General features: G+C 57.6%; 20 protein-coding genes and 1 pseudogene. 10 read left to right on the forward strand and 11 right to left on the reverse strand.

What is annotated here, in order from left to right; genetic code table 11:
* The first annotated feature begins 111 nt into the window (after positions 1-111).
* The 3 genes from dnaE (at position 112) to ACR0JA_RS06145 (ending at position 4,264) form a co-directional block, all read left to right on the forward strand.
* Positions 112-3,612: a DNA polymerase III subunit alpha gene (dnaE, locus tag ACR0JA_RS06135; protein ID WP_480571477.1), complete on the forward strand. Its 3,501-nt coding sequence runs from the start codon at positions 112-114 to the stop codon at positions 3,610-3,612.
* Positions 3,613-3,683: 71 nt separating this feature from the next.
* Entirely contained in the window at positions 3,684-3,893 is a 210-nt protein-coding gene (locus ACR0JA_RS06140; protein WP_480571479.1) for a YMGG-like glycine zipper-containing protein, read from the forward strand.
* A 5-nt stretch (positions 3,894-3,898) separates the two neighbouring features.
* Positions 3,899-4,264 (forward strand): hypothetical protein, encoded by a 366-nt coding sequence (locus tag ACR0JA_RS06145; protein ID WP_480571482.1) that lies wholly within the window; start codon positions 3,899-3,901, stop codon positions 4,262-4,264.
* A 4-nt stretch (positions 4,265-4,268) separates the two neighbouring features.
* Here ACR0JA_RS06145 and ACR0JA_RS06150 read toward each other — a convergent pair whose 3' ends face one another.
* Entirely contained in the window at positions 4,269-4,463 is a 195-nt protein-coding gene (locus ACR0JA_RS06150; protein WP_480571485.1) for a SlyX family protein, read from the reverse strand.
* Between the two features lie 124 nt (positions 4,464-4,587).
* On the opposite strand from ACR0JA_RS06150, the gene hisS reads away from it, so the two are divergent.
* Genes hisS through hisG form a run of 3 tightly spaced genes read left to right on the forward strand, consistent with a single transcriptional unit; the run spans position 4,588 to position 7,853 of the window.
* Positions 4,588-6,075: a histidine--tRNA ligase gene (gene hisS / locus ACR0JA_RS06155; protein ID WP_480571488.1), complete on the forward strand. Its 1,488-nt coding sequence runs from the start codon at positions 4,588-4,590 to the stop codon at positions 6,073-6,075.
* Positions 6,076-6,078: 3 nt separating this feature from the next.
* Positions 6,079-7,167 (forward strand): ATP phosphoribosyltransferase regulatory subunit, encoded by a 1,089-nt coding sequence (locus ACR0JA_RS06160; protein ID WP_480571491.1) that lies wholly within the window; start codon positions 6,079-6,081, stop codon positions 7,165-7,167.
* Positions 7,164-7,853 carry an ATP phosphoribosyltransferase gene (hisG, locus tag ACR0JA_RS06165; protein ID WP_480571494.1) on the forward strand — a complete coding sequence of 230 codons (690 nt, stop codon included), beginning with the start codon at positions 7,164-7,166 and terminating at the stop codon, positions 7,851-7,853. The genes ACR0JA_RS06160 and hisG overlap by 4 nt, the downstream gene beginning before the upstream one ends.
* Here the strand turns inward: hisG and ACR0JA_RS06170 are convergent.
* Positions 7,850-8,281 carry a DUF1489 family protein gene (locus ACR0JA_RS06170; RefSeq protein WP_480571497.1) on the reverse strand — a complete coding sequence of 144 codons (432 nt, stop codon included), beginning with the start codon at positions 8,279-8,281 and terminating at the stop codon, positions 7,850-7,852. The two genes, hisG and ACR0JA_RS06170, sit on opposite strands and share 4 nt — an antisense overlap.
* A 128-nt stretch (positions 8,282-8,409) precedes the next feature.
* Between ACR0JA_RS06170 and ACR0JA_RS06175 the strand changes: the two genes are divergently transcribed.
* The gene (locus tag ACR0JA_RS06175; protein ID WP_480571500.1) at positions 8,410-10,692 is read left to right on the forward strand and encodes an adenosylcobalamin-dependent ribonucleoside-diphosphate reductase; all 2,283 of its coding nucleotides are present in this window, start codon (positions 8,410-8,412) and stop codon (positions 10,690-10,692) included.
* Between the two features lie 598 nt (positions 10,693-11,290).
* On the opposite strand, the gene ACR0JA_RS06180 is transcribed toward ACR0JA_RS06175, so the two are convergent.
* The 6 genes from ACR0JA_RS06180 to ACR0JA_RS06205 form a co-directional block, all read right to left on the reverse strand.
* Positions 11,291-12,436 carry an ABC transporter permease gene (locus ACR0JA_RS06180; protein ID WP_480571503.1) on the reverse strand — a complete coding sequence of 382 codons (1,146 nt, stop codon included), beginning with the start codon at positions 12,434-12,436 and terminating at the stop codon, positions 11,291-11,293.
* Positions 12,436-13,359: an ABC transporter ATP-binding protein gene (locus ACR0JA_RS06185; protein WP_480571506.1), complete on the reverse strand. Its 924-nt coding sequence runs from the start codon at positions 13,357-13,359 to the stop codon at positions 12,436-12,438. Before ACR0JA_RS06185 ends, ACR0JA_RS06180 begins: the two co-directional genes overlap by 1 nt.
* Entirely contained in the window at positions 13,356-14,315 is a 960-nt protein-coding gene (locus ACR0JA_RS06190; RefSeq protein WP_480571510.1) for an HlyD family secretion protein, read from the reverse strand. Before ACR0JA_RS06190 ends, ACR0JA_RS06185 begins: the two co-directional genes overlap by 4 nt.
* Before the next feature lie 113 nt (positions 14,316-14,428).
* On the reverse strand, positions 14,429-15,319 hold the full coding sequence (locus ACR0JA_RS06195; protein WP_480571513.1) for a haloalkane dehalogenase: 891 nt from the start codon (positions 15,317-15,319) through the stop codon (positions 14,429-14,431).
* The gene (locus ACR0JA_RS06200; RefSeq protein ID WP_480571517.1) at positions 15,316-15,741 is read right to left on the reverse strand and encodes a GFA family protein; all 426 of its coding nucleotides are present in this window, start codon (positions 15,739-15,741) and stop codon (positions 15,316-15,318) included. Before ACR0JA_RS06200 ends, ACR0JA_RS06195 begins: the two co-directional genes overlap by 4 nt.
* A 13-nt stretch (positions 15,742-15,754) precedes the next feature.
* Positions 15,755-16,132, reverse strand: a complete 378-nt coding sequence (locus ACR0JA_RS06205) for a hypothetical protein (RefSeq protein WP_480571520.1) — start codon at positions 16,130-16,132, stop codon at positions 15,755-15,757.
* A 117-nt stretch (positions 16,133-16,249) separates the two neighbouring features.
* Between ACR0JA_RS06205 and ACR0JA_RS06210 the strand changes: the two genes are divergently transcribed.
* Positions 16,250-16,843, forward strand: a complete 594-nt coding sequence (locus ACR0JA_RS06210; protein WP_480571523.1) for a TetR/AcrR family transcriptional regulator — start codon at positions 16,250-16,252, stop codon at positions 16,841-16,843.
* A gap of 332 nt (positions 16,844-17,175) precedes the next feature.
* Positions 17,176-18,543 (forward strand): dipeptidase, encoded by a 1,368-nt coding sequence (locus tag ACR0JA_RS06215; RefSeq protein WP_480571526.1) that lies wholly within the window; start codon positions 17,176-17,178, stop codon positions 18,541-18,543.
* A 424-nt stretch (positions 18,544-18,967) separates the two neighbouring features.
* On the opposite strand, the gene ACR0JA_RS06220 is transcribed toward ACR0JA_RS06215, so the two are convergent.
* From ACR0JA_RS06220 to ACR0JA_RS06230, 3 genes and pseudogenes are all read right to left on the reverse strand, one after another.
* Complete coding sequence (locus ACR0JA_RS06220) at positions 18,968-20,527, reverse strand: class I adenylate-forming enzyme family protein (protein WP_480571528.1); 1,560 nt, start codon at positions 20,525-20,527, stop codon at positions 18,968-18,970.
* A 157-nt stretch (positions 20,528-20,684) separates the two neighbouring features.
* Positions 20,685-21,410 (reverse strand): alpha/beta hydrolase, encoded by a 726-nt coding sequence (locus ACR0JA_RS06225; RefSeq protein WP_480571531.1) that lies wholly within the window; start codon positions 21,408-21,410, stop codon positions 20,685-20,687.
* A 145-nt stretch (positions 21,411-21,555) separates the two neighbouring features.
* Positions 21,556-21,933, reverse strand: a pseudogene (locus tag ACR0JA_RS06230) (transposase); the annotation flags it as partial.
* 295 nt (positions 21,934-22,228) lie between these two features.
* Here ACR0JA_RS06230 and ACR0JA_RS06235 point away from each other — a divergent pair.
* Entirely contained in the window at positions 22,229-24,118 is a 1,890-nt protein-coding gene (locus tag ACR0JA_RS06235; RefSeq protein ID WP_480571534.1) for an SLC13 family permease, read from the forward strand.
* Positions 24,119-24,152: the final 34 nt, after the last annotated feature.

Here is a 24,152-nt window from a genome sequence, read left to right on the forward strand (position 1 = left end):
GTCCCCGAAGCACCTTCTGAAAAAGCCGAATAATCAAAGCTGATTTTTTAAGCATCCCGATGCAACGGTTCTTGCTTTTGCCCTGCGCCCGGCTGGGATAGCGTGGCGGTCATGAGCAGTTCTCCTCGATTCATTCACCTCCGCGTTCACACCGAATATTCCCTGTTGGAAGGCGCCGTGCGGCTGAAAAAGCTGCCGGGACTTTGCGAACAGATGGAGATGCCCGCCGTTGCAGTAACGGACACCAACAGCATGTTCTCGGCGCTGGAGTTTTCTGTGACCGCCAGCGGGGCCGGGGTGCAGCCGATCATGGGCTGCCAGGTTGATCTGACCTATGTACAGGCGCAGCCGGGTGAGAAGCCCAAAGCGCCCGCACCGCTTGTGCTGCTGGCGCAGTCCGAGCTGGGCTACGAGAACCTCATGAAACTCAGTTCCTGCCTTTACGTAGACAAGGGTGGGCAACTGCCGCAGGTCACAATGGAAGAGCTGGCGGAAAGGTCTGACGGCCTGATCTGCCTCACGGGTGGACCTGATGGTCCGGTTGGAATGCTTCTGCAGCACGGGCAACGCCCGGCGGCCGAGGATCTGGTGGATCGATTGGCGACGATGTTCCCCGATCGGCTTTATGTCGAGCTTCAGCGCCATCCGGGCGAGGGCGGCCAGCCCGAGGCCGAGCGCCTGACCGAGCAGGGCCAGGTCGAGATGGCCTACGCCAAGAACCTACCGCTGGTGGCCACCAATGACGTTTATTTCCCGACAACGGATATGTACGAGGCGCATGACGCGCTGATCTGTATTGCCGAGGGCGCCTATGTCGATCAGCAGGATGGACGTCGCCGTTTGACCGCCCAGCACTATTTCAAGTCGCAGCAGGAAATGGTGACCCTGTTCGCCGATCTGCCCGAAGCGATCGAAAACACGGTAGAAATCGCGCGCCGTTGTGCCTTCATGGCCTATCGCCGTGATCCGATTCTGCCAAAATTTGCTGATGACGAAGTCGCCGAACTGCGCCGCATCGCCAATGAGGGTCTGCAAAAACGTCTGGCGGTGATCCCACATGCGGTAACGCCCGAGGAATATCAGGAACGGCTGGATTTCGAACTCGACATCATCGAGGGGATGGGCTTCCCGGGCTACTTCCTGATCGTTGCGGACTTTATTCAATGGGCCAAGGACGAAGATATCCCGGTCGGGCCGGGCCGAGGCTCGGGTGCGGGCTCATTGGTGGCTTATGCATTGACGATCACCGACCTTGACCCACTGCGCTATTCACTGCTGTTCGAACGGTTCCTGAACCCGGAACGGGTGTCTATGCCCGACTTCGATATCGACTTTTGCATGGACCGCCGCGAAGAGGTGATCCGCTACGTGCAGCAGAAATATGGCCGGGACAAGGTGGGGCAGATCATCACCTTTGGTGCGTTGCTGTCGAAGGCGGCGGTGCGCGACATCGGACGGGTGTTGCAGATGCCCTATGGGCAGGTTGATCGCCTGTCCAAGATGATCCCGGTTGAAGGTGTCAAACCGGTTTCAATCGAGAAGGCGCTTAAGGACGAGCCCCGCCTGCGCGAAGAGGCGCGCAGCGAAGAGGTTGTTGATCGCCTGCTGAACTATGGCCAGCAGGTCGAAGGGCTGTTGCGGAACGCTTCGACCCACGCGGCAGGGGTGGTGATTGGCGATCGTCCGCTGGATGCGCTGGTGCCTTTGTATCAGGACCCGCGCTCGGATATGCCTGCCACACAGTTCAATATGAAGTGGGTCGAACAGGCCGGGCTGGTGAAGTTCGACTTTCTGGGGCTGAAGACGCTGACTGTGATCCAGAACGCAATGGATCTGATCTTCAAATCTGATCGCCCATTGCACATTGCCGCTGATGGTACTGAACTTTATGAACCCGCCGAAGGGGCCGAAAACCAGATCAACGCGATCCCGCTGGATGACGAAGCGACATACAAACTCTATTCGGCGGCCAAGACAGTAGCGGTGTTCCAGGTGGAATCCTCGGGCATGATGGATGCGCTCAAGCGCATGAAACCGACCTGCATCGAAGATATCGTAGCCCTTGTGGCCTTGTACCGTCCCGGCCCGATGGAGAACATCCCGACCTATTGCGAGGTCAAGAATGGGCTGCGGAAAATTGAATCCGTGCACCCTCTGATCGACCATATCCTTGAGGAGACCCAAGGCATCATCGTCTACCAGGAACAGGTGATGCAGATTGCACAGGTCATGGCGGGGTACAGCCTTGGTGGTGCCGACCTTCTGCGCCGTGCGATGGGAAAAAAGATCAAAGAGGCAATGGATGCCGAACGCCCGAAATTCGAAAAGGGCGCGGGCGAGAATGGTGTTGATGCCAAGAAGGCCAGCGAGGTCTTCGACCTGTTGGAGAAATTCGCCAACTACGGCTTCAACAAATCCCACGCCGCGGCTTACGCGGTGGTCAGTTATCAGACAGGTTGGCTGAAGGCGAACCACCCGGTCGAGTTCATGGCCGGTGTCATGAACTGCGATATCCATCTGACCGACAAGCTGGCCGTCTATTTCGAAGAGGTTCGCAAAGGGCTGGAACTTCCCTATGTGCCGCCCTGCGTGAACCGGTCTCAGGCTACATTCGATGTGGTCGACGGGCATCTGGTCTATGCGCTGGGCGCGCTCAAGAACGTGGGTGTCGAGGCTATGAACCTCGTGGTCGAGGGTCGGGCAGACAAGCCGTTCGTCAACCTGTTTGATTTCGCGCGCCGGGTTGATCTGAAAAAGGTCGGCAAGCGCCCGCTCGAGATGCTGGCAAGGGCAGGGGCTTTTGACGAGTTAGACAAGAACCGCCGCCGCGTTTTCGAAAGCCTCGATCCGCTGGTGCAATATTCGGCGGCGATCCACGATCAGAAGAACTCAAACCAGGTGTCGCTGTTTGGTGAGGCAGGTGACGATCTGCCCGAACCACGCCTGTCGCCATCGCCCGACTGGCTGCCTGCGGAACGGCTCAGCGAAGAGTTTAAGGCAATTGGGTTCTACCTGTCGGGTCACCCTCTGGACGACTATATGCCCGCGCTGAGGCGCAAACAGGTGCTGACGCTGGATGAAGTGACGGAAAAGGCCCGATCCGGGCCGCTGATCGCCAAGATGGCCGGCGTTGTCGCCGGACGACAAGAGCGCAAATCCGCCCGTGGCAACCGGTTCGCCTTTGCGCAGCTTTCGGACCCGACGGGTGCGTACGAGGTCACGCTGTTCTCGGAAACACTAGAAAAATGCCGCGAATTTCTGGAGACCGGCGCGCAAGTGGTTCTGACTGCCGAGGCGACGATGGAGGCCGATCAGCTAAAGCTGCTAGGTCGATCAGTCGGGCCTGCCGATTCCGTGGTGAGCGAGGCAGGAGCAACCGGTTTACGCATCTTTGTCGATGAACCGCAGGCCCTGCCAACAGTGGCCAAAGTTCTGGCTGATGCGGCAGGCGCCGCCAAAGGCGCCGCGAAAGGTCCCATTCATCTTTGCCTGCTGGATCCCGGACTGCCCGGCGAAGTCGAGATGGATTTGGGGCAGGAGTTTCCGATCAATCCTCAGATCAAGGGCGCGATCAAATCGCTGGACGGAGTGATGTCTGTCGACGAGGTCTAGTTGCCACGATGATTTAGCGCCGCTAGGCTGCCTTGGACACTCTTTCGCGCGATACACAGGAGGGCGCAGGGATGACACTTTCATCTGTTGGACTAAGAACTTTGGTCTTGGCCGGTGCCGCATCAGCCGCCATGGCAACTGCGGCGTTGGCCGATGACAAGAAGAAAAAGACAATTGAGGGCGCGTTGATTGGCGCGGGCGTTGGTGCCCTGATAGGCGATGGCAAAGGCGCCGCGATTGGCGGCGTGGCCGGGGCGATTATCGGGCATAACTGGAAATGAGTGCGATGCGGAACCCTTTGACGACCATTTTGGCGGGCCTCTTTACAGCCGCGCCAGTCCTGACCCTTGCGGACGAAGCGGCTGAACAGATGGTCCAGGACGCGCTGCCCGTCATGCATTATACCTGTGCGTCGATTGCCGAAGAGGCGGATGGTGACGAAGCCTTTGTCGTGGCCGTCGTTGAAAAGATGACGGCCCTGTCGCTCTACAATCGTCAGATCAATATCGAAGATCATGCGACGACCGACGAAGAAAAGGCCCAGCTCCGCGAAGCGTTCATAACCGCTTTGTCAGAAGGATGCGCCGCGGATAAGCATGCCCTTTTGGGCGGCGTGGTCGACAATGCCGTCAAGGTAACGCTCGGGTTTTGACCGATCAATAATGCGGTGGGCGTTCGTCTCCGAACACGACCCCGCCCGAGCCTTCCTGAGCCCGTTCGGCCTCGCGCTGCAACAGCATTTCGACACGGCGGGTCAGGCGGTCGATCTCGCCTTGCTGGCTTGTGACGACCGTGTTCAGCTCTTCGACCGTGCGGGTCAGATGGGCGATCTGTTCTTCCAGATGCTGCATGGAAAGCTCCTTTGTGGCCGGTCATAGCGACCCTGTGACGCCAAAGCCAGCGAAAGCGCGCCTTGCCCCGATGAAGGCCATGGGATAGACCGCGCGCGGAACATGACCGCGAAGGACGCCCCAGATGGCCAAGCCCAAGAAACAGCCCCGCCCCAAGGCCGTAACACCCAAAGGGTTCCGTGACTATTTCGGCCAGGAAGTCTCGCAGCGTACCGAGATGCTGCGGGCTATTGCGGAGGTCTATCATCGCTACGGGTTTGATGCCTTGGAGAGCAGCGCGGTCGAAACCGTTGAGGCGCTGGGCAAGTTCCTTCCGGACGTGGATCGCCCGAACGAAGGTGTGTTCGCCTGGCAGGAAATTGACGAAAACGATAAGGGCGACTGGATGGCCCTGCGCTATGACCTGACAGCGCCTTTGGCCCGTGTTTACGCGCAGCACCGCAATGACCTGCCGACGCCCTATCGCCGCTATGCGATGGGTCCGGTCTGGCGCAACGAAAAGCCGGGGCCGGGGCGGTATCGTCAGTTCTATCAGTGCGATGCGGATACGGTCGGCACGGCCTCGATGGCGGCGGATGCCGAGATCTGCGCGATGCTGTCGGATACTCTGGAGACCGTCGGCATTCCGCGCGGTGATTATCTGGTGCGCGTCAACAACCGCAAGGTTCTTAATGGCGTGCTCGAGGCGATGGGTCTGGGTGGCGACGCAGCTGCCCGCGACAACGTCCTGCGCACCATCGACAAGTTCGACAAGGTCGGCGAACAGGGCGTGCGAGAGCTGTTGACAAAAGGCCGCCTGGATGCGTCGGGTGCATTTATCGACGGCGTCGGCCTTAGCGACGAGCAGGCCGAGCCGGTGATCGCGTTCCTGACTTCCAAGTCTGCCAACGCTGCTAGAACGCTAGCCAACCTGCGCGCTGCTGTGGGCGACAGCAAGATCGGTGCGGATGGCATTGCCGAGTTGGAGCAGATCGGAGCCCTGTTGGATGCGGGTGGCTACGGCGCGGACCGGATCGAAATAGACCCATCCGTCGTGCGCGGTCTGGGTTATTATACCGGGCCGGTCTACGAGGCCGAACTGACCTTTGAGATTTTCGACGAAAAAGGTCGCAAGCGCCAGTTCGGCTCGGTCTCGGGTGGTGGTCGCTACGACGATCTGGTCAAGCGCTTTACTGGGCAAGAAGTGCCCGCAACCGGTATTTCAATCGGCGTCGATCGGTTGTTGGCTGCCCTGCGCGAAAAGGGCCGGATCGCTGCGCAGGCCACGGGTCCAGTAGTCGTCACCGTCATGGATCGCGACCGGATGGCCGACTATCAGGCAATGGTTGCCGAGCTGCGCAATGCCGGCATCCGCGCCGAGGTCTATCTGGGCAATCCCAAGAATTTTGGCAACCAGCTGAAATATGCAGATAAGCGGAACTCCCCCATTGCGGTGATCGAGGGCGGCGATGAAAAGGCCAACGGGATTGTGCAGATCAAGGACCTGATCCTGGGGGCGAAGATCGCCGAAAGCGCAACGCTTGAGGAATGGAAAGAACGCCCCAGCCAGTTCGAAGTGCCGCGTGGCGATCTGGTAGCCAAGGTGCGCGAAATCCTCGACAGTCAGGACTGACCCATGGCCAACCGTTCCCAGATTCAGGCCCGCGCCGCGATGATGCGCGTCCGGTTCGAGGCCGCTGGTGCTCAGGTGGTGGATACGCCCCTGCTGCAATCCGCCGACACGTTGCTGGACCTTTATGGCGAGGATATTCGCGCCCGCGCCTATGTCACCTCGGATGCGCTGCGCGGCGAGCTGATGCTGCGCCCGGATTTCACGCTGCCTGTGGTGCAGATGCACATGAACGACGGGGCGGAACCCGCGCGTTATACTTATTCGGGCGAGGTGTTCCGGCGGCAAGAGCACGACCCGGAACGCTCAAACGAGTATATTCAGGTGGGGTACGAGGTCTTTGACCGCGACGATCCCTCGGGTGCCGACGCTGAAGTGTTTTCGCTGTTTGCCCTGCAATTGCGTGGCCTGCCACTGCGCGCTGCAACAGGAGATATCGGCATCCTGACCGCTGCGGTACAGGGTCTGCGGACGACGGACCGCCGTAAGAACGCGTTGATGCGGCACCTGTGGCGGCCGCGCCGTTTCCGCATTTTGCTGGACCGCTTCGCAGGGCGCCAACAAGCCCCGGAAGGGCGCGATGCGCTGCTGGATGCCGAAGACCCCCTAGCGACCGACGTGCCGATGATCGGCAAGCGCCGCGCATCCGAAATAGAGGCGCGGATCAGTGCTTTGCGCGAAGACCGCGACACGCCACCGATCTCGGACAATGAGCTGGTTGGTCTGGAAACGCTGCTGAACGTGCGCGAAACCGTTCCGTTTGCGTTGGAACAACTGCGCGACGTGGCTGTAGACCTGCCACAAATCACCCCGGCGTTGGATCGGCTGGAAGCGCGCGTGGCCGCCTTGCAAGCGCGCGGTGTCGATATCGCACGGCTGGACTTTGAGGCCGCCTATGGCCGGACGTCGATGGAATATTATGACGGCTTCGTCTTTGGGTTTTACGCCGAAGGTCGCCCGGATCTGCCGCCGATTGCTACCGGCGGACGCTATGACGCGCTGACGCGCCAATTGGGCAATGGGGCCGAAATCCCAGCTGTTGGCGGGGTGCTGCGCCCCGACCTGATGCTCGAGATCGAGGAGGGCGCACAATGAGCCTTAAGCTGGGTGTCCCCTCGAAGGGCAGGTTGATGGACAAGACCTTTGCGTGGTTCGAAAAGCGCGGGATCACCCTGTCCCGCAGCGGATCGGACCGGGAATACGCAGGCCGGGTCGAAGGCATCGATGGCGTTTCCCTGATCCTGCTCTCAGCCGGAGAAATTCCGCGCGAACTGGCCGCCGGGCGCGTTCATCTTGGCGTTACCGGTGTCGATCTGGTGCAAGAGAAGCTGCCCCGATGGGAACAGCAGGTCGAAGAGGTCGCGCAGCTTGGCTTTGGCAAGGCCGATCTGATTGTTGCCACACCGGCCTGCTGGGTCGATGTGGACACGCTGGACGATCTGGACGCGGCTGCGGCTGCGTTTCGCAAAACCCATGGGCATCGCCTGCGGATTGCCACCAAGTACCACAGGCTTGTGCGCGAGTTCCTGACGGATGCGGGTGTCGCGGACTACGCTCTGGTCGACAGCCAGGGCGCGACCGAGGGTACGGTGATGAACGAAACCGCCGAGGCGATTGCCGACATCACCTCGACCGGGGAAACCTTGCGGGCCAACCATCTGAAGATCCTGTCGGATGGCCTGATCCTGCAGTCGCAAGCCACGCTATGGCGCAGCCGGGTCGCCAAATACGAGTCTAGTGACAAGGCGGTTCTGTCGGACCTGCTTGACCGGCTAAGCTAAAGTAGACCAATATCCGCTAGCGCGCGATTTAGATCGTCGGGCAGGGCATCGTCCTGCTCTCGCCCTTTGGGCAGATCGGCGGGCGTGTCCTCGGGCTTTAGATAGCGCCAGCCTTGGAACGGGCGTTTCAGAGCGTTCTGAGTGCGATGCACCTCGGGGTCGAGCACGATTGCGCAGCGGCGGATGCCATCCTCGCCGCGGACTTCGTCCAGCCGCAGGATGCGCTGGCGACATTGGATGACACCTTTGATCACCCAATAGATTGATCCGCCATTCAAAATCTCGGCCTCGCGCTTGGGCCACATGCGGGTGACATGGCGCGGGCAGCCGTCCTCGTGCAACGGTTTGCGGCTGTCCTGCCACGTCATCAGCGTATCAACGCTTTCCGATCCGACCGAAAGTTTGATGAGGTTTACGTACTTATCCACAGTTTTCCCACAGAGTCGTCCCAAGGGTCTTCACTATATTGTAGCCTGATGCGCCATGTCATCAAGGTGTTGTGGATTGGATGCGAATTGGAGTAATCTGATCGCCTCTAGCTGAACAGGAATCGCCAATGAGCCGCTTTGCCGCCCCCATCGCCGAGCAGATCTGGGATATGAAGTACCGTTTCAAACAGGCCGATGGCACGCCCATTGACCAGACGGTCGAGGACAGCTGGCGACGTATCGCGCGCGATTTGGCGCGGGTCGAGGATGATCCGTCGCATTGGGAAGAGAAATTCTATGCAGCGCTGGAAGATTTCAAATACCTGCCCGCCGGTCGCATAACAGCGGGCGCAGGGACCGCGCGTCAGGTGACCCTGTTCAATTGTTTTGTGATGGGCACGATCCCCGACAGCATGGGCGGAATCTTCGACATGCTGAAAGAGGCGGCGCTGACCATGCAGCAGGGCGGGGGAATCGGATATGATTTCTCGACCATCCGTCCGCGTGGTGCAGATGTGAAAGGCGTGGCCGCCGACGCCTCGGGGCCGTTGAGTTTCATGGACGTCTGGGACGCGATGTGCCGCACGATCATGTCCGCAGGCTCGCGCCGGGGCGCGATGATGGCGACCATGCGCTGCGATCACCCGGATATCGAACAGTTCATCACCGCCAAATCCGACCCGGCCCGCCTGCGCATGTTCAACATGTCGGTGCTGGTGACCGATCCATTCATGGAGGCCGTCAAGGCCGACGGCCCGTGGGATTTGGTGTTTGAGGGCAAGGTCTATCACACGGTTCAGGCGCGCGATCTGTGGAACAAGATCATGCAGGCGACCTATGACTACGCCGAGCCGGGCGTGATCTTCATCGACCGCATCAACGCAGCCAACAACCTGAGCTATGTCGAGACTATTGCCGCCACAAACCCCTGTGGCGAGCAACCTTTGCCGCCTTACGGAGCGTGTTTGCTGGGCTCGATCAACCTGGCACGATTGGTCGCCGCACCGTTCGAAGATGCTGCCCATCTGGATGAGAGCGCCTTGCAGGAACTGGTCGCCACGGCCGTACGGATGATGGACAATGTGGTGGACGCGTCGAAATTCCCGCTGGCGGAGCAAGAAGCGGAAGCGCAGGACAAGCGTCGCATCGGCCTTGGTGTGACCGGTCTGGCAGATGCGCTGCTGATGCTGGGCCTGCGCTATGGCTCGGACGAGGCGGCGCCTCAGACCGAACGCTGGTTGCACGCGATAGCCCGCGCCGCGTATCTGGCGTCGGTCGATTTGGCCAAGGAAAAGGGGGCGTTCCCCTTGTTCGATGCCGAGAAATATCTGGCCAGCGGCACAATGCAGCAGATGGATGACGACGTACGCGACGCCATCCGCGAACATGGCATCCGTAACGCATTGCTGACATCAATTGCGCCGACGGGGACGATTTCGCTTTATGCCGGGAACGTCTCTTCGGGGATCGAGCCGGTCTTTGCCTATGCTTACACGCGTAAGGTGTTGCAAAAGGACGGCTCTCGCACCGAAGAAGAAGTCGTCGATTATGCCGTGCGGATGTGGCGCGACAAGTTTGGCGACGCGGAATTGCCCGATTACTTCGTCAATGCGCAGACCTTGTCGCCGACGGATCACGTCAAAATGCAGGCGGCGGCGCAAAAGTGGATCGACAGCTCGATCTCAAAGACCATCAATTGCCCCGAAGATATCAGCTTTGACGCCTTCAAGGATGTCTACATGCAGGCCTGGGATCAGGGCTGCAAGGGCTGCACGACCTATCGCCCCAATGACGTGACCGGATCGGTGCTGACCGTTTCCGAAAGCGATGACAAAGCACCGGGCGAAAGCGCCAATGCACCGCATGAGGTCGACGGCGGCGAGGTGGTCTACATGTCCGAACCGCTGGATCGCCCGCAGGCATTGGAAGGCTCGACCTACAAGCTGAAATGGCCCGACAGCGAGCACGCGATTTACCTGACCATCAACGACATCGTCATCGGTGGGCGGCGGCGTCCGTTCGAGGTGTTCATCAACTCGAAGAATATGGAGCATTACGCCTGGACATTGGCGCTGACCCGCATGATATCGGCCGTTTTCCGACGTGGCGGTGACGTGTCCTTTGTCGTCGAAGAGCTAAAAGCCGTTTTCGACCCGCGCGGCGGTGCCTGGGTGAAGGGCAAGTACATTCCTTCGATTCTGGCGGCAATTGGTGGCGTGATCGAACAGCACATGATCAACATCGGCTTTCTGGAAGGCGAAGGGATGGGGCTGAAGTCCGACCCACAGGCGCAGGTCGTCAACATGGACGCCCCACGCGGCAAAGCCTGCCCGTCCTGCGGCCAATTCGACATGGTCATGATCGAAGGATGCATGACCTGTCGAAGTTGCGGTCATTCTAAATGCGGTTGAAGACCGGAAGCCATTTTTGTTGTTGTGTGGATGAGCATAAATAGCCCATAAGGTTGATTTTTGCGCCCATTTGAACGGTCTTTAATGCCCGCAGGTTCTTAAGGCTTTGAAATAAAATAAGAAAGAATTCTGTAGAGTTTCGAGATTGTTCTGCGTTGGGCGACCATCGATAACATTCGCGCTATTGACCAAGACCGGAAAATCTCAAAACTGTGGCCTGGAACCAAATCGTCTCATACGCGTCACACGCAAATGCTGACCAGAATGTTGTACTTGCCCAGCAAAACCGCTCGGGCAGTTCCATGGCTATCGGATACCGAATTGATGAAAAACGAACCTCCTACGAAGAGTCCCTTCAATACTTTGAACCTAAGACCCGAATGATCCGAAACGCCCAGTACATAGCCAAACTCGAAAGCCTTCTCGATCCAAGTTCGGCGATCGAGACGTGAGTACAACTCTCTACTCGGCTGCCAACACCTTGTGGAGCGCAAAAGAGTGCATTGGATATTACCTGCAACAGAGCGGTTTCGCACGCGTCTCTGAAATTCTGAGTCGCCAAGCCAGCGACCAAGTCAGCTCTCAGACCGGGCCAATTTCAACCCAACCGTTTCTTAAACCTCAGTGTCGCTGCGACCAACCCAAAGACCGCAAATACGATCATCCAAAGTATCCCCCAGCGCAACTCGTATAGCGAAGCATCTCGCAGGACCACGCCCCGGATCATGTCCATGAAATGTGTCGCCGGCAGGGCTTGGGCGATGACCTGAACCGGCTGGGGCATACCGTCAAAGGGGAACATGAAACCGGACATCAGGATCGATGGCAGAAGGACGAAGATCGTCATCTGCATCGATTGAAGCTGGTTCTGGGCAAGGGTTGAGATCACCAGCCCAAGTGACAGACTGGCAATGATGAACAGCAATGTGACCACGAGCAGCACTCCCAACCCGCCGTTCATCGGAACATCGAAAAGGACATGCCCGAGGCCGAGAATGATTGCCACCTGTATCAGGCCCAGAAAGATATAGGGGATGATCTTGCCGATCATCAGTTCGATTGATTTGATCGGGGTGTTGATCAGCATCTCCATGTTGCCCCGCTCGCGCTCGCGCACGATCGCGGCTGAGGTGAACAGGATCATCGTCATGGTTAGGATCACGCCGACAAGACCGGGCACGATATTGACCGCCGACCGCTGCTCGGGGTTGAAGTAAAGCGTCACCTCGAACGTGGGCACCTGTCGGTTTGGGGGCTGCTTCAGCAGTTCGGTCAGGGGCATCGTGCGCAGGGACTTGATTGCGCTGGCCACCATCGTGTCCGAGCCATCAACGATCCAATGGGCAACCGGTCGGCTGCTGGTCTGGTCTGTTGCATTGGGCAGGCCTAGTCCGACGGACGGACTGCGGGCAAGCCGTTGGCTGACATCGGGCGGGATGATCAGCGCAGCGCGGACGCGGGATTCGGTAATCGCGCGCTCGGCCTCTTGCGGGGTGGTCAGCTGCTCGGTGATGGTCACGACCTGCGTGGCCTGAACGATCTGCGCCAGCGTATGCGACAGCTCGGTTTTCGATTCATCCACCAGAGCGACGGGGACGTGGCGCAGGTTGGTGTTGATGGCATAGCCGAATAACAGCAGCTGGATCAGCGGGATCATGATCACCATGGCAAAGGTCATCCGGTCCCGCCGCAGTTGCAGCAGCTCTTTTTTCAGGACAGCAGCGATGCGGCGTGGCGAAATCACTATTCTGGCCCCCGTGTCGCGCTGACGAACACGTCTTCCAGATTTGGTCGCTGCGGGTTCAGGGACAGGTTCGGAAACGCCGAAGTTTGGCCGCGCAACATGTCCACCGGCTGAGGTTCGGATTTGTCCACCAGCACACGCAGCCGCGACCCGACTTGCGCGGTCGAGAGTATCTTGGGCTGACCGTCCAACGCGTGTTTGACCGTTCGCAGGTCCGGGCCTTCGACTTCGATAACATCGGCCTGCAAATCGTCCATCAACTGACGCGGAGAGCCGTCCGCCTTTTTCACCCCGTGCTGCAGGATGGCCAGCCGGTGACAGCGCTCTGCCTCGTCCATGAAATGGGTGGAAACGATCATGGTCGCGCCCTGATCGACCAGATCGAACAATTGCTCCCAGAAGGTGCGACGAGTTTCGGGGTCAACGGCTGAGGTCGGTTCGTCCAGAAACAGCAATTTCGGGCGATGCATGACGGTTGCAGCAAGGGCCAGTTTTTGCCGCTGGCCGCCGCTCATGCTACCGCTGAGCTGATGGACATTCGTTGTCAGATCGTAGGTTTCCAGCAACTCGTCAATCCGATCTTTGGCCGACTTCACTGGAATGCCGTAAATCTCGGCCGCGAACCTGAGGTTTTCCAGCACTGTCAAATCGCGGTAATACGAGAAAATCTGGGTCATATACCCGATCTCATTCTTTAACGGTTCCGCAGCCTCGGGCATGGATCGACCCAAAACTGAAATCGACCCACTACTGGGGGTCAGCAGTCCGGTTAGCATGCGCATGGTCGTGGTCTTGCCGCAGCCGTTGGGACCGAGAAACCCATAGATTTGGCCGGTTCGGATTTCGAGGTCCAGATTGTTAACGGCAGTATTGTCCCCGAACCGCCGGGTCAGACCTTTGGTCGAGACGACGACATCATTCATGGCATGGGGACCTGCACGGGTACTCCTGCAGGCAAGTCCGGCGACGCGGTAGGCAGGTCAATCTCGGTCAGATAGACAAGCCGGGTTCGGTCATCCTGGTTCAACCCGTAATAAGGCGTGAAGGACGCGTCGTCGCTGATCCAGCGGATCACGCCGTCCAGCGGATCGGCCAGCCCGTCAACGCGCACTTCCAACGTGTCGCCGGGTTTCAGATTGACGCGATGCGGCTCGGGCACATAGACGCGCGCGTAAGGCGTCTGGCCCGTGACCATCACGGCAACCGGGCTGCCGGATGTCACCCGCTCGCCCAAATTCCACGGCAGGGAATCCAACACGCCGTCGCGGGTGGCTGTGACCGTTAAATCATCCAGCACAGTTTGTTCGGCGGCAACCGAGGCTTCTGCTGCCCGCACATTGGCCTCGGCGACCGCAAGGTCTTCGGGGCGGGTGCCGTTTTGCAGCTCGTTCAGGGATTGCTGAGCGCTGGCCAGTTCGGCCCGCGCGGAATCGCGCAGGGCCAGATCATTTGCAACCTGAGCCTCGGTCACGACAGAGTTCTCGACCAGCCTGGCATTTCGGTCATAGATCGCCTCGGCATCGGCAAGACGTGCAACAGCGCCCGCAACCTTGGCCTCGGCGATCGCAATCTCTTCTTCGCGCGGCCCGACCTGCAGTTTCAGAAGCGTGGCCTGCGCCTTTTCCAGTTCAGCCTGCGCCAGTGCCAGCTTTGCGCTTTGCAGGGTGGGGTCAAGCTGAACCAGCGTATCGCCTGCCTTGACCACGGCGCCTTCTGCAATCGGTAGATCGACGACGATTTCGCTGGCAGTCGCGGTCAATGCCACCCGGTCGCGCGCCAATACGCCCAAGGCGACGCTGGTATCGGACCCAGAACACCGGTCCAGAAAGGCGGGCAGAACAGCCGCCAGGATCAAAGGTATGGGGATCGTCAGATTCAAAAGGGCTTCCCTCCGGTGCTAGGCCTTTGAACGCGTTAGGTGATAGTTAATGCATAAAATCAGGAAATCTGATTTATGTATACGGTTCAGCCGCTAAACATGGCAGAACGGGGTCACCCGGGAAGCCGCGCCAGCCATTCTTCCAGCTTTTCTCCGATCAATTGGGGGTTATCTTCCTGCAGGAAATGAATGCCTTTGCCGATATCCACCACTTCGAGATTCTGGATGGTCTGACGGCACCAGGCGACCTCTTTTGGCCCGATGGTGCCTCCGGGTGTCGCGTGGAACATCAGCATCGGGGTTTGCGTTTCACCAAGCCAGCGGCTGTAGCCACTGACAATGTTATGCACATCTGCCGGGGTGCCGTCGATCGGAATTTCGCAGGGCCAGACCCGAAGCGGCTTGCGGCTGTGCGCTGTGGGGTAGGGCGCGCGGTAGTGATCCATCTCTTGCGGGGCTAGGTCGCGCACGATGGCGCTTGGCAAGATTTTCTCAACGAACATATTCAGCCCCGAGATCATCAGCCATCCCAGACCGGGTGTTCGCATCATGCGAAAACCGGTGCGGAAATCGGGCGGGAACCCGGACCAGGTCATCGCGCGCACAATGCCTTCCATGAACACGATACCGCGAATGTTCTCTGTGTGCCGGTGCGCATAGTGGAACCCCAAAGCTGAGCCCCAGTCGTGGATGACCAACGTCACGTCCTTCAGCCCCAGCGCCCTGATAAACCCTTCCACAAAGGGAACGTGATCGACAAAGCGGTAAGGAATATCTGGCTTGTCCGACTTGCCCATGCCGATCAGGTCCATCGCGATAGCTCGACCTTGCCGGGCGGCGTAGGGGATGATGTTGCGCCACAGATAGGACGAGGTCGGATTGCCGTGTAGAAACAAAACCGGCGCGCCTTCACCTTCATCGACATAGTGAATGCGCTGCCCGTTCACCTCGACATATTTCGAGTCAAACGGGAAGTCGGGTGAGATCTCTTGTTCGGTACTCATTGAGCCACCCTTTCTGCCTTGTGGGTTTCTTCGATCAGCCCCAGCGCCATATCATACCACGCAGATCGGGACGCCCAGCCGACGATCGCGTTAACGGGTTGGGACGGCGGGCGGGACAAGCTGCCAACGGGCACAACCAGAAACTTGCCGTTTTGAGTCTCGAATGGCAGCGTCGTCCCGCAGGTCCGGCAGAACACCCTGCGTACTTGGGAATTGGGCACGTCGAAGGTGGTCAGCATGTCTTTACCTTCCAGCCATTCGATCCGGTCCGGCGTGGTGAATGCATTCGCTACATGGGCCGAGCCCGAGGCCTTTTGGCAAAAGCCGCAATAGCAGAGTTTGAAGGCGGCCATGCTGTCTTGCACCCTGTAGCGCACCGCGCCGCAGATACATTCCCCATCGATCGAGGTCGGGTGAGCCATCAGATCACTCACCTCAGCCGCGATACGCGAAATACGCGCGGACGGACGCGGTGAAAGTCAGGCCCATGCTGATAATCGCGATGACAAAGCCGATAACCGCTGTCGCCGGGATCGAGACCAGAAAATCAGCGGCAATCGCTGCGCGGATACCGACTAGGCTGCGCCTGAGGATGGATGCGACGATGCAGGCAAAGGTCACCATATAGCCCAGCATCGTATAAAGCATCAGGTTAGCAGCTTGTGGGCCAGCCAACTCTCCGACCTGCAGCCCAAAAAACTTGAACGCGGCGAAGAAGCCGAAAGCCATCAGGATTTTCAACGCGTTCAGGATGAAGATTGCGCGTAGGGTGACGGGCTTCGATGCCCCGGCTGTTGCGTCTATGGCGGTCATATCAGGTCCCCATTTCAGTTGGGGCACACAGCATTTGCTGCTATGTGTCCGCAATGCTATCCATGTGGATAGAAACAAATTACTATCCATATGGATAGAAAAAGCAAGGAGAAATCTGTGGCGCGAAAACGCAAGACGGATCACGACAGTGCCGTGGCAGGCGCGCTGGACCTGTTTTGGCGGCGAGGATACCACGGTGCCAGCACACGGGAACTGGAGCAGCAGACGGGGCTGACCCGCTTTACCCTGCAGACCACCTATGGTGGGAAAGAGAAGTTTTTTCTAAAGACGCTGGATACTTACCTGGACAATGCCGAGGCCCGGCATTTCCCTGACCCCGACAGCTGTTCACTGGATGATCTGGCCGACTGGTTCCGGGGGATCGCTTCGGCTGACCGTATGCCAAGGATCGAGGATGCCGGTTGTCTTGCCTTCAACTCGATCAGTTCATTTGACCGCTCTGACCCCGAGGTGAACGCCCGAATCGAGCGATACCTCACCGCCTTGGAAGAACGGTTCGTGGCAATCCTCAACCGTGCCAGATCACAGGGTGCAGTGCGCTCCGACGTAGATCCAGTAGGAGGTGCAAAGCTGCTAACCGGACTTCTGCTGGGGCTGCACACGATCATGAAAGCACGAACCTCGGACCAGTTTCCGCAGAGCTACGCCGAGGCGGCGGTCGGGCTGATTGAAGGATGGAAAGATCAGTAAGTAATCAAAAGTACTGGCGCGACGGGGCCCTATTAGACAACTTCAAAAGTCCAATGCGCAAACGAACGAGATTACGGAGTTGCCTTCGATTGCTCAGCTCTCGTGCCAATGAGAGTTACGCAATTCTGACCTCTTGCGGCGCAAGAAAAGCGCGCCTGCAGCGAAAGTCAGGACCGTGGGCTAGCATTTCGGTTGGCGGTTGATCGACTGCTGAGGGCCGACCTGGTATCGCTCGACCATGTTGGGTTGTTGCGAGTATCAGGTTGTCTTCGCAGACTTGCGGACCACGTCTAGGTTCGTAAGTTTAGCGCGAGCAACAGAGAGGACAAGGAATGAGCTGGACCGATTATCTCGACGCACACCAAACGCGCTTTGTTGAAGAACTGTGTGACTTCATTCGTATTCCGTCGGTATCAGCCAAACCCGAAAATGCGGGCGATGTTCGAAAGGCTGGGCAATGGGTGGTTGAGCGGTTGGTCGCGGCGGGAATGGAAAACGTTCAGATGATGGAGACAGCAGGCCATCCAGTGGTCTGCGCCGATTGGCTGCATGCCGGGTCCGATGCGCCCACGATCCTGATCTATGGCCATTTTGACGTGCAACCGGCTGAACCGTTTGATCTCTGGTCCTCGCCTCCGTTCGAGCCGACGATCCGCGGGGATCGGATCTACGGGCGTGGCGCGACCGACGACAAGGGTGCGATGTTAATACCGATCATTGCGGCCGAGGCTTTGCTGGCTGAAACTGGAAAACTCCCCGTCAATGTGCGGTTTTTCTTTGAAGGCCAGGAAGAGATCGGATCGCCCGACCTTCCGCCCTTTATCGAAGCAAATCTCGATCGCCTTCAGGCTGATATGATCTTTTCCGCCGATGGCAGTCAGTGGGATACCGAAACGCCGCAACTCGTATTGGGTCTGAAGGGGCTCACCTCGCTTGAGATTTCGGTTCAGGGTGCAAAATCGGACTTGCACTCTGGTATGCATGGCGGCGGTGTTGCGAACCCTGCGATGGCGCTGGCCCAGTTGCTGGCCAGCATGAAATCGACCGATGGTCGGATCACAGTCGATGGCTTCTACGATGATGTCGTCGAATTAACCGATGAAGACCGCGCGGCAATAGCACGGGTGCCTTGGGATGAGGCGGCCTATCTGACCCAGACCGGAGCTCCAGCGACCTTGGGTGAGCCGGGGTATTCCACACGTGAAAACCTGTGGGCACGTCCGACGCTTGAGGTCAACGGGCTGACCAGCGGTTGGCAAGGGGAAGGCACAAAGACAGTCTTGCCCGCAGTGGCCTCGGCCAAGATCACTTGTCGTTTGGTCGCCAATCAAAATCCCGAAAAGATCTTTGACCTGATCTCCGCCCATGTCGAGGCTCATTGCCCGCCAGGTGTAACCGCACAGGTATCGCGCAACCCTGGCCGCGCGGACCCGTTCCTTGTGCCAGCCGGGCACAACGCAACCGCCATCGCGGGTCAGGTTCTGGAAGAAGTTTACGGCAAAACCGCTTACAAAACCCGCGTTGGAGGCTCGATCCCGGTGATGTCGACCCTGCTGGACGAGTTGGGTCTGCATGCCGTCATGTTTGCGTTCGGACATGAGGATGAGAACCAACATGCCCCGGACGAGTTCTTCCGTCTGCCAACATTCCGACGCGGCCAAACAGCCTATGCCAGATTGATGGAAAGGTTGGGTGAATAGGCATTTGCTGCATCGATTCACCGGTTTTTACAAGCTTCTGATATCACTGCATGCGTGCGATCAACGACGTCTCTCACCTCTGCAATAAACCGGTCTTCATGATGCGTGACCAGCCATTGGTCATGTTCCAGATCATCAATCAGAGGTGAAACTGGTTTAAGACCCGGTTGCGTGTTTCCGATAAAGGTGGGCAAAACCGCGCGGGCCAGCCCTGCATTTGCAGGCTCCAGCGCAATATTGCGGCGCCGTCACTTCGATGGCGTCGTCTTCTTTCGCTTTTCACTTTGAGCAATGTTAGCTTTTGGCGGCAAAGGTCATCGGTTTACGATGCAGCTTGCGTTGCCTGGTACCCGAGTCATCGCACAGTGTTTTCGGTAGAGTGTATCGTGGATCTGGCTGCGACTGCTGCCCGACTGTCTAAGGCTTACAACACGTGCGCAGGACCGCTCTCTTCGGCCGCTAATCGCTTCAGCGCCATCCTGTCAAGTTTGCCACCCATTGTTAACGGAAGCGCTTTTAATACCTTAACTACATCTGGCGCTTTGTAGCCAATCCGCTCCCGCGCGAAGTCAATTATTTCATTGGCGTCAACTGATGCAGCACCTTCCGCCATACTCACGAATGCCCAAACATCCTCACCATGCATCTCGTCTCGCACCCCAACCACCACAGCTGCCGCGACAGCTGGATGTGCCGTTAACGCATCTTCGACCTCTGCCGGGCTGATATTCGAGCCATCATGCACGATGATCTGTTTCTGGCGCCCCCGGAACCAAAAATAGTCATCCGCATCCCGCTGCATCAGATCACCGGTGTCGAGCCAACCGTCTCGAAAGGCCGCTGCTGTTGCCTCCGGATTGTCCCAATACTCGGTCATCATGCTTGGGCTCTTTACCCAGTGCCGACCGTCCGCTCCAACAGGGACTTCCTCCCCGGCTTCATTGCGAAGCGCTGAGACATATCCCGGATTGTTCAGTCCCACCGCACCTGTCTTTTCAGCGCCTCCATGCGTGTTGGAATGCGATGTTCCCATTTCCGTCATCCCGTAGAACGATCCAATCGGTACGCCTGCCAGCGCTTTGAACGCCTCGACCACCGTTTGCGACGGCTTGTCTCCTCCCGCCATCATCGTTTTCAGCGAGGTAAAGTCGTCTCGTACTGCGCCGTGCGATGTTAGCAACGCCGCCAACGGCGCAGGCAGGATTTGCGCAACTGTCGGTCGTGTCTGCCGCAATAACCCCAACAACTCGTCCGATGTAAATTTCCGCGCAATAGTCGTCTTGGCACCGACCCAAAGCCCAGCGAGCGTGAGGCGTAATCCGGCAGTATGGGAAATCCACGAGGCGGGCAAAACCACATCCTGTGGCACCAGCCCCAACCCTTGGGCATTGCTCGCAACCATACTCCCCATACTGGCATGGCTATGCGTTACGCCTTTCGGTTTGCCTGTGGTCCCGGAGGTGAAAAATATGAAGGCCGGAGCCTCCGCCTGAACTTCAGGCAGGGCTTCTTCACTCTCGGCGTCCATAAGGTCTTCAAAGTCAAACGCGCCTTCCAATTTGCCAGCATGCGCTATCAGCCCCACTGGCAATCGCGCTATGCCGGAGACTGCGGAAATATCATTGACCCGCTCACTATGCACCAATAGCGCTGCAGGTGTCGCCAATTCGAGGGCATAATCTATGTCCGCAGCCGAGTAACGATAGTTGAGCGGCATTGCCACCAATCCGGCGCGCATACATGCCAGATAGTGGATCACCAGGGCCGCCCGGTTCGGCATGATTGATGCCACGCGGTCGCCCGGCCGCAGTCCTATTTTCAGATAACTCCGAGCAAGCCGGGTACGGGCGGCATCAATCTCTCGCCAAGTCAGAGCACCATCCAACGCATAAAGCGCGATCCCGTCGGCGTTTGCTGACAAACCCGCGCGAAGCAAGTCTGTTAAATCCGCCGATACCCTCAGCGGCGACCCAGATACCGGCATGCGCTTCTCCTTAATCCAGCTTGTTCCAAGGTGTAGACTACGTTGTGCGGTCGCAGAAGCCCCCGGAACGAGAGGGCCTAAGCGAAAGCCCGTGCCTTAGGTGAAAATCTGCCTCGAACGACAGCGCCAAAGCGCGCTTAATCGGGGTCGCGTAAAACTATTGTGTTGATCCAGCAATTCGGTCGATTTCGTCTGCTACCAGCGCAGGCGCCATAACCATTGCATCGTGACCGGTCGCAATCTGAGTGACTGGCCAGTGTTTCTCATGGGCCCGGGCCAGCGACAGATTGGCCGGCGGGTAGGGTGGATCCATGCATTGAATGTAGTGCACATCCAACCCATCCCCCGCTGGCCGTTCAAGATCCAGCGCGGTTGTCATCGTTGAAAACGGGTGCGGTGTCAGGCGGGATTCGATAAACGCTGCGTCTTCATCCTTGGCCACACCCATTGCAGCCGGTTTTACCGGAGGCAATGTAAGCCCACCGCTGCTGGATCGCGCCAGGTCTGTCCTTGCTTTGGCGAGTTCCGTGTCAAGAAGGCTCATCCACGTTTCGCCGGACTCGAGAATTGCCCCGTCGAGGTAGACCAGCTTGGCAATCCTATCGCGGATTTTGTCAGCGACGCCAGTGACTGTGGCCCCTCCAAAACTGTGGCCAACAAGAATGATGTCCTGCAATTGCTCATAGAGAATATGTTGCACGATATCCTCTACAAATGTTTCAAGGGTAATATCTTTGGTCAGTAAATGGGATCGTTCCCCGACACCAGTATTGGTAGGGGTATCAACACGATAGTCCCGACCCCTGAGGATTTCAGCGACACGCGACCAACACCACCCGCCATGCCAAAGGCCATGAACGAGAACAATTGCGTGCGGCTTCATCAAGACCTCATTTCCATTCCGTTGCAAACAAGTCATCGCAAGGTAAGCAGGAAACAGGAATTGAACAATTGGCAACTGAATTGCTCAGTTCAGCGGATTTGAAGAAGCGTTTTGGGTGCCCGAGACTATTGGCAACTGCATGCTACTTCGTGTCCATGTCGCCTTTGGGTCGCCCGATCAGCCTGCCGCGCCCCTTTTCTTTGAACCGCAGGCAGGAGGTTGTTCGGTGCGCCTTGAAGGTCGTGACATTCATGATGGTCTTGCGATCGGTCCCCTTCCTTGCCAACCCGGACATGATCCGAACAAACACCCCCATATCTCTCCACCGCTTCAAACTGTTGTATTGTGTCTGCGGCGGCCGATATTCACGAGGGGCACTAGACCACCGCAACCCAATGCGACTGAGGAACATAATTCCGCTCAGAACACGCCGGTCGTCAGCTTTCGGCTTGCCATTGCTCTTCGGAAAGTAAGGCTGGAGGCGTTCCATCTGTTCGTCAGCCAACCAGGTTAGATTGCTGATTATAAACTTCTGAAACTCAGGGGCTTGAAGCGTGCGACCGAGATAGCGGCAACGAATTTGGTGGGCCTTGAACCTAGCAATAGTGAACGTTCATTTCGCATTGCGATGTTTCAGAGAGGCGTACGTGTTAGTCATCAGCGTCTCTTTGGGTTGGCGATATCCAGGTATCAGCAGATATCACGTCCGATAATATGAGCCGCGTGAATCGGCTTGATGGATTTTGGCCTTATCTGCGGCGCAGAGTTGGTCCTTCGTATTTGCTGCTAGTCAGGTAACGTTGGGTTGGGAGTACGATATGGAATTACCAACACTGACCTACGAAATGATAGCGGTACTGAGTCTGTTGTCTTTTACGGTCTTACTTTTTGTTACCGAGATTATTCGGATCGATGTTGCCGCAATTCTTGTAATGGTGCTGCTTGGCGCGCTGAGCTATCTACCGGGACTAGGTAATCTGGCCGATATATCAAAGCTCTTTGAAGGTTTCTCCTCAAACGCTGTGATGTCCATCATCGCAGTGATGGTAATTGGGGCTGGGCTTGATAAGACTGGACTTATGTCAAAGGTTGCGGCCTTGATCCTCAAGAATGGAGGCACGACAGAGGCCCGGATAATTCCGATAATTTCAACAACGGTTGGTGTCATCAGTTCCTTCATGCAGAACGTCGGGGCTGCCGCGCTTTTTCTGCCTGTTGTTAGCCGCATCTCAGCACGTACGGAAATCCCGATGAGTAGGTTGCTGATGCCCATGGGGTTTTGCGCGATACTGGGTGGGACTATCACATTGGTCGGGTCGTCGCCCCTCATCCTGTTGAATGACCTGATTGTTTCGGCAAACTCATCCCTTCCGTCTGACCAACAAATGGAGACATTTGGGTTGTTTTCAGTCACGCCTATCGGTGTGATGCTGGTGCTGACGGGGGTGCTTTACTTTGTGCTCTTTGGTCGTTGGGTCCTCCCAGCGCAGCGAGAGCGTGGAGAAGACGCAAGCTCAGCTCGGTCCATGCAAACATATGTCGAAAACACCTATGGGCTTAGGGCCGATATGTTTGAGATACGTGTTCCTGAAGGCTCGATCATCATCGGGCAAACGCTCGCGGACCTAATGGTCGCCCATAACATGTACATTCTTGGCACATCCTATCGCGGCCACAAAGTCATCGCACCGATGGCTGATACCAAGATCGAAGCGCCAGCGCGGCTTGCAGTGCTTGGCCTGCGCCGTGTGGTTGAGTATCAGTTCGCTGAACCCTACGGCTTAGAGATCCTACCCCAACTAGATGTCTTTGCAGATGATTTTGCCGCGACCCAATCGGGGGTTGCAGAGGTCGTTATTCCGCCCAGTTCTTCAGTGATCGGCCAGACTCCGATTGATTTGCGCCTCCGTCAGACACATGGTTTGTCTCTGTTGGCCATTCAGCGCGGCGAAGAAACACTGAGCCATGTAGAAACCGAAGATCATTCAGCCACGCATATCGGGCAAGTTCCTTTGCAAGCTGGTGATACGTGTGTGGTACACGTGCAGTGGGACCGTCTGACTCGACTGAAGTCAGACAGGGATTTTGTGGTTGTAACTTCGGACTTTCCCCAGGAAGAGCTACGGCCACACAAGGTTGGATGGGCGCTTGCCTTCTTCCTGATCGCGTTGAGCTTAATCCTGTTTTCCGATCTGCGCTTGTCATTATGCCTGTTGATTGGCGCAATTGGGATGGTGTTGAGCCGGGTGCTCTCGATAGACGAAGCCTACGAGTCGATTAGTTGGAGTACAGTTTTTTTGCTCGCTTCGCTGATCCCGTTGGGCCAGGCAGTCCAGAACACCGGCACTGCGGATTGGATTGCAGCCCACGTGTTGGAGCAGCTAAAGGGTTGGCCGATATGGTCGTTGCAAGCAGGAATAGCCGTTCTGGCAACGGCGTTCACGCTGGTCATGTCCAATGTAGGTGCAACTGTTTTGCTCGTGCCGCTAGCAGTTTCCATTGCCGTATCGGCTGGTGGTAACCCGGCTGTATTTGCTCTCACGGTGGCAATTTCAACGTCGAACTCATTCTTGATCCCGACTCACCAGGTGAACGCGTTGATCATGGGGCCGGCAGGTTACCGGGTCGTCGATTTCGTTCGCTCTGGCGGAATCATGACCATTCTTTTCTTGGTTGTCTCGATGACCGGACTTGCCCTTTTCTTCTGATCCGCCTCTCGGCGATCCGTGCGGATGAATTCCG

The sequence above is a fragment of the Ruegeria sp. AM4 genome (assembly GCF_056540665.1).

What these genes read in the sequence shown, in the direction of transcription:
- dnaE (WP_480571477.1), top strand. Translation starts at nt 112, where the DNA reads ATGAGCAGTTCTCCTCGATTCATTCACCTCCGCGTTCACACCGAATAT.
- ACR0JA_RS06140 (WP_480571479.1), top strand. Translation starts at nt 3,684, where the DNA reads ATGACACTTTCATCTGTTGGACTAAGAACTTTGGTCTTGGCCGGTGCC.
- ACR0JA_RS06145 (WP_480571482.1), top strand. Translation starts at nt 3,899, where the DNA reads ATGCGGAACCCTTTGACGACCATTTTGGCGGGCCTCTTTACAGCCGCG.
- ACR0JA_RS06150 (WP_480571485.1), bottom strand. Translation starts at nt 4,463, where the DNA reads ATGCAGCATCTGGAAGAACAGATCGCCCATCTGACCCGCACGGTCGAA.
- hisS (WP_480571488.1), top strand. Translation starts at nt 4,588, where the DNA reads ATGGCCAAGCCCAAGAAACAGCCCCGCCCCAAGGCCGTAACACCCAAA.
- ACR0JA_RS06160 (WP_480571491.1), top strand. Translation starts at nt 6,079, where the DNA reads ATGGCCAACCGTTCCCAGATTCAGGCCCGCGCCGCGATGATGCGCGTC.
- hisG (WP_480571494.1), top strand. Translation starts at nt 7,164, where the DNA reads ATGAGCCTTAAGCTGGGTGTCCCCTCGAAGGGCAGGTTGATGGACAAG.
- ACR0JA_RS06175 (WP_480571500.1), top strand. Translation starts at nt 8,410, where the DNA reads ATGAGCCGCTTTGCCGCCCCCATCGCCGAGCAGATCTGGGATATGAAG.
- ACR0JA_RS06185 (WP_480571506.1), bottom strand. Translation starts at nt 13,359, where the DNA reads ATGAATGATGTCGTCGTCTCGACCAAAGGTCTGACCCGGCGGTTCGGG.
- ACR0JA_RS06195 (WP_480571513.1), bottom strand. Translation starts at nt 15,319, where the DNA reads ATGAGTACCGAACAAGAGATCTCACCCGACTTCCCGTTTGACTCGAAA.
- ACR0JA_RS06200 (WP_480571517.1), bottom strand. Translation starts at nt 15,741, where the DNA reads ATGGCTCACCCGACCTCGATCGATGGGGAATGTATCTGCGGCGCGGTG.
- ACR0JA_RS06205 (WP_480571520.1), bottom strand. Translation starts at nt 16,132, where the DNA reads ATGACCGCCATAGACGCAACAGCCGGGGCATCGAAGCCCGTCACCCTA.
- ACR0JA_RS06215 (WP_480571526.1), top strand. Translation starts at nt 17,176, where the DNA reads ATGAGCTGGACCGATTATCTCGACGCACACCAAACGCGCTTTGTTGAA.
- ACR0JA_RS06220 (WP_480571528.1), bottom strand. Translation starts at nt 20,527, where the DNA reads ATGCCGGTATCTGGGTCGCCGCTGAGGGTATCGGCGGATTTAACAGAC.
- ACR0JA_RS06225 (WP_480571531.1), bottom strand. Translation starts at nt 21,410, where the DNA reads ATGAAGCCGCACGCAATTGTTCTCGTTCATGGCCTTTGGCATGGCGGG.
- ACR0JA_RS06235 (WP_480571534.1), top strand. Translation starts at nt 22,229, where the DNA reads ATGGAATTACCAACACTGACCTACGAAATGATAGCGGTACTGAGTCTG.